The organism is Flaviflexus huanghaiensis (assembly GCF_014118685.1).
In the GTDB taxonomy this organism is placed as follows: domain Bacteria; phylum Actinomycetota; class Actinomycetes; order Actinomycetales; family Actinomycetaceae; genus Flaviflexus; species Flaviflexus huanghaiensis.
This window is the reverse complement of record NZ_JACFAK010000028.1, coordinates 1-4122: the sequence shown is the minus strand read 5'-3', so window position 1 is coordinate 4122 and position 4122 is coordinate 1. Positions and strand designations below refer to the sequence as shown.

Here is a 4122-nt window from a genome sequence, read left to right as displayed (position 1 = left end):
CTGCAGACTCATAGCCGACCGCTGGTTTTTTGATGAGGTCTGGGGCGAGATGATCAACAATGTTTTTGATCATGACATCAAGATCAGCGATCTCATCAGTGAGTTCCAGGTACCTACGTGCAAGGGATTTCAAAGCGATCTTGTACGCGCCAGTGACATCGCGATACTTCGTGAGATCTGGTCGCCATGCGGCTAGGGTGCGGATGAGTTTCATGCGAGTCAGGGTGCGCAGCTGGTCACGGAGTTCGTCTGGTGCTGACACGATGTTCATGCGGATCATCTGTAACGCGACTCGTCTGGCAGCGACCGCAGTTTTACGGGACACTTTCAACACCCGTAGGGATTCAACCAGCCCGTCACGGGTTTTCGGGGTCACGGCACGCACCCGGGCATAGGCTGCGTGAGCAGCATTCTCTGCATCGAGGGTGTCGTCTTTGCCTTTGCGCCTTCGGAGGGCTTGGTCGGGGCCGGTGACTTCGAGTACTTCGATATCTTGTGCGTGGAGGTAGCGCAACAGGCCCGCCCCATAGGTGCCGGTGCATTCCACCCCGATCCTGGCGATCTGTCCGAAGGAGCGTAACCAGTGCACGAGCAGCTTGTACCCATGCCTGGTCGTAGGAAAGAATTCGGTTGCGAGTACCCGGTCGTGCTGATCAACCACCGCAGCAACATGCAGGTCTTTGTGGGTGTCTACGCCGCCAACGACAGTGATGAAAGGTTGTGAGGTCATGAGGTTTCTCCAATCGATGTGCATTGTTTGTGGTGCTTTCGTATCGACCGGTAACCTGGACAAGACAGTAAAGAGAAAAGGTGTTCAGGCCCTTCTTGAGTCACATGATCACGGCGAGGCGAAAGCCTCGCCGTGAGTGTTCTCGAATGGTCGACAGGTCCGGGGAAAGACACGCTGGTCGATCAGAGTGTGAGTCAGAACCTTTCGGGATCACTCACGGCACCTGACCGACTGTTCAGGGGTCGATCGCTGTGTGGGTCAAACCATTCGAGAAGATCAGGCACTTCTATTCTTACTATCGCTGTGATGGATCAATCCGGAAAAGGCCTGATCCTGTGCCGCGGTCAACGCGTGTTCGAGAGCTTCCAGCGGGAGGGCCTCGGTGCGCATGGTCGAGCGGGTGGCCCACCCGACGATCTTGCGTGTGCACACGTCGGTGACGAACCCTATTCCGGGCCACGTCGATCAGATCGAGCTGGAGCGCCCGCGGGAAAAGCGGTTGCCCCGCGCCGAGGGTGACGGGCGCGAACTGGATCCACAGCTCGTCGAGTACCCCGTCGCGAGCGAATTGGGCGGCGAGATCGCCTCCGCCCATGACCCACACGTCCTTCCCCTCTGCCGAGGCGTTGATAAGGTCAACGTGCTCACTCGGGCGGCCCTGGATGAACCGTACGTCGGCACCGGTGGGCACGCTGAACTCGCGGTGTGTGAACACCCAGGCGGGCTGGCTGTGTTCCCACTTGGCCTGGTGGCTGAGCAGCCACGCGTAGGTCGATGCTCCCATGACGAGGGCGCCGATGCGGTCGATGAAGGCGGGGTATGCCATGGGCCCCGCCACGTCGAAGTCCTGGGCGAACAGCCAGTCGAGCGAGTGCTCCGCGGTGGCGATGAAACCATCGAGCGAGGCGGCGGTGTAGAAATGCGTGGCCATGGCGAGAGTCTACGAGTGCCCTCACACGGCGCAAAGCAATGCGAGAGGAGGGAGGGGGGGAACGGTCGGAGGCCTTCGGAAGGCCAGTCGCTCAATAGATGGCGACAGCGGTCGAGAATACGTGAGAACTGCTGTCCGTCCGCGGCGGAGATCTCAGGAGGGGCTACCAAGCCACAGACCCAGCGCTGCCAGACCGGTGCCGAGGATCGCTGTGCCGAGGCTGGAGAAGAGTGCAGGGCCGACTTCCCGCTTCTGAATAAGGCGCACAGTCTCGACGCTGGCAGTTGAGAACGTTGTATACCCGCCGAGGAAACCCGTGCCCATGATGAGTAGCGCGCTCGCGGACAGGAGGCTACCCGCAGTGATGCCGATGAGAAGGCCGAGGAGGAACGAGCCGGTGACGTTGATGATGATGGTGGCGCGGGGAGTGGGACCATCGCTGTGTGCGCGGATGAGACCGTCGAGAACGAAGCGGGCGCTAGCGCCGAGCCCGCCAGCGAGCGAGACCCACACAAAGAGCACGGGGTTCACCGTCTTGCTCCACTGCGGCTGACCAGTGAGCCGGTGGCAATCCCAATCCCTGCGGCGACGAGGCCCAGCAGGAGGCTTCCGGTCGCATAGAGAAGCCCGAGCCCGACGCGGTCATCACCCATCAATGTGGCTGTGTCGGCAGCCAGCGCACTGTAAGTCGTGAAGCCACCCAGGAAGCCGGTGCCGACGAACAGGCGGAGCGAGCGGTAGATCCCGACTTCGGGTCCTCTGCGGATGAGAAACTCGAGCAGGAACCCGAGCAAGAGCGATCCAGCCAGATTGGCGACGAAGATCGACCAGGGTATGCCCTCGACGGGAGGGAGAAGAAACCCGAAACCATATCTCGCTGCAGTGCCGAGAGTTCCGCCGAGAAAAACGAGGAGAATGAAGCGGGCGCGTAAATGAATTGGCCGCTTCGTCGCGTCCTGGAAAATGCGAGTGCGGGAATCCTGCACCGCCCGGTGTGGATGGAGCGGCGCGGGAGCGTCGGAGGGGTCCTCAACGGCTCCTGGCTTCGCGTTCACGGCGTCCAGGACAGCCCGGGTCGGCCCCAGCTGCGTTCTTTAGTGATGCGGGAAACCGTCTCGGCATCTTCGCCAATGAGGCGATCGACGTAGAGCGTTCCCTGGAGATGATCGTACTCGTGCTGGAGGATCCGTGCGAACCATCCTGTCGCCTCGAGCACGTATGGTTCGCCGGTCGCGTCGCGGGCGCGCAGGATTGCACGTGGGCTACGGCGTAGCGCGAACTTCTCGTCAGGGAAGGATAGGCAACCTTCCCGATCGGTAGACGTCGGCTCACCGGGCTGGATTGGTTCGATGAAAAGTTTCGGGTTGATCGCTACGCCGCGCGGCGGCGCCACATCCTGATCACCATAGACCCAGACGAAGATCTGGAGTCCAATCCCAATCTGCGGGGCTGCCAATCCCACCCCGGGCGCCGCCACGGTGGTCTCGAACATGTCTGCGACGAGGTCGGCAAGCGAGCGATCGAAGTCGGTGACCGGATCGGCGGGCGAATGGAGCACCGGGTCCCCGGTGATGACAATTGGGCGGATCATGCGCTGACGCGCCTCACACTTCTGGGGCGGATGCGAATGAAAGCTGCGTCCGAGTATCGAGGATCTCCTTCGCCTTCGCGCGAGACCGTTCCGACGACGGTCCGTCCCCCTCGGGCATAAGGACACTTCGGTAATAACGGAGTTCGTCGATCGAATCGTAGATATCGCCAAGTGCCCGATGGTTGCCGAACTTCGCGGGTGCGGCGAAGTATGTGCGCGGGTACCAACGGCGCGCAAGCTCTTTAATCGTGGACACGTCGATGACGCGATAGTGGAGATGATCGACGACGGCTGGCATGTCTCGTTCGAGGAACATCTTATCGGTCCCGACCGAGTTGCCGCCGAGCGGCGCTCTTTTGGCTGGGACGCGCTCGCGAAGGTAATCGAGGACTCTCGACTCCGCCTCGGCGAGGTCGAGGCCATCGTCCCATTCGTTGATGAGCCCGGACTCCGTGTGCATGTTCCTCACAAAGTCGCCCATCGAGGTCACGGCCTCGGGTGTCGGCCGAATGACAAGATCAATGCCCTCGTCAACTGGCACAAGATTGGAATCGGTGATGACAACCGAAATCTCGACAAGAGCGTCGTTGGCAATGTCGAGCCCCGTCATCTCACAGTCGATCCACACGATGGGGTTAGTGAGCTGATTCACGTACAAACCTTCCACGATTCCGTTGCGGCCGTGCTGTGGGGCCCGGCGCCAGGATCAGTATGCCACGAGGGTAAGCGAGGCTCCGGCTAGGTGTGATGTCCAGGCAGGTTGTTCAGTCTGCTGATGGGCGTGGCCCTGATTGCGGAGTGGTGCCTGTGGTGATTATAGAAGTGCAGCCATCCGGGAAGCGCGTCCCGCCGCTCGGTCTCTGAGGTGTA

5 protein-coding genes and 2 pseudogenes are annotated in these 4122 nt (G+C 61.0%); all 7 read right to left on the bottom strand.

Annotated elements, in window-relative coordinates; all coding sequences use genetic code 11:
- Positions 1-730 (bottom strand): IS110 family transposase (locus H7E91_RS11365; protein WP_182355232.1); only part of this gene is annotated, 730 nt, incomplete at its 3' end.
- A gap of 484 nt (positions 731-1214) precedes the next feature.
- A pseudogene (locus tag H7E91_RS11890) lies at positions 1215-1514 on the bottom strand (dihydrofolate reductase family protein); the annotation flags it as partial.
- Positions 1515-1814: 300 nt separating this feature from the next.
- Entirely contained in the window at positions 1815-2192 is a 378-nt protein-coding gene (crcB, locus tag H7E91_RS11355; protein ID WP_182355228.1) for a fluoride efflux transporter CrcB, read from the bottom strand.
- Positions 2189-2716 (bottom strand): CrcB family protein, encoded by a 528-nt coding sequence (locus H7E91_RS11350; protein WP_206680437.1) that lies wholly within the window; start codon positions 2714-2716, stop codon positions 2189-2191. Before H7E91_RS11350 ends, crcB begins: the two co-directional genes overlap by 4 nt.
- Positions 2713-3252 carry a peptide deformylase gene (def, locus tag H7E91_RS11345; protein ID WP_182355227.1) on the bottom strand — a complete coding sequence of 180 codons (540 nt, stop codon included), beginning with the start codon at positions 3250-3252 and terminating at the stop codon, positions 2713-2715. Before def ends, H7E91_RS11350 begins: the two co-directional genes overlap by 4 nt.
- A gap of 13 nt (positions 3253-3265) precedes the next feature.
- Positions 3266-3910, bottom strand: a complete 645-nt coding sequence (orn, locus tag H7E91_RS11340) for an oligoribonuclease (RefSeq protein WP_182355230.1) — start codon at positions 3908-3910, stop codon at positions 3266-3268.
- A gap of 80 nt (positions 3911-3990) precedes the next feature.
- Positions 3991-4122, bottom strand: a pseudogene (locus H7E91_RS11335) (IS481 family transposase); the annotation flags it as partial.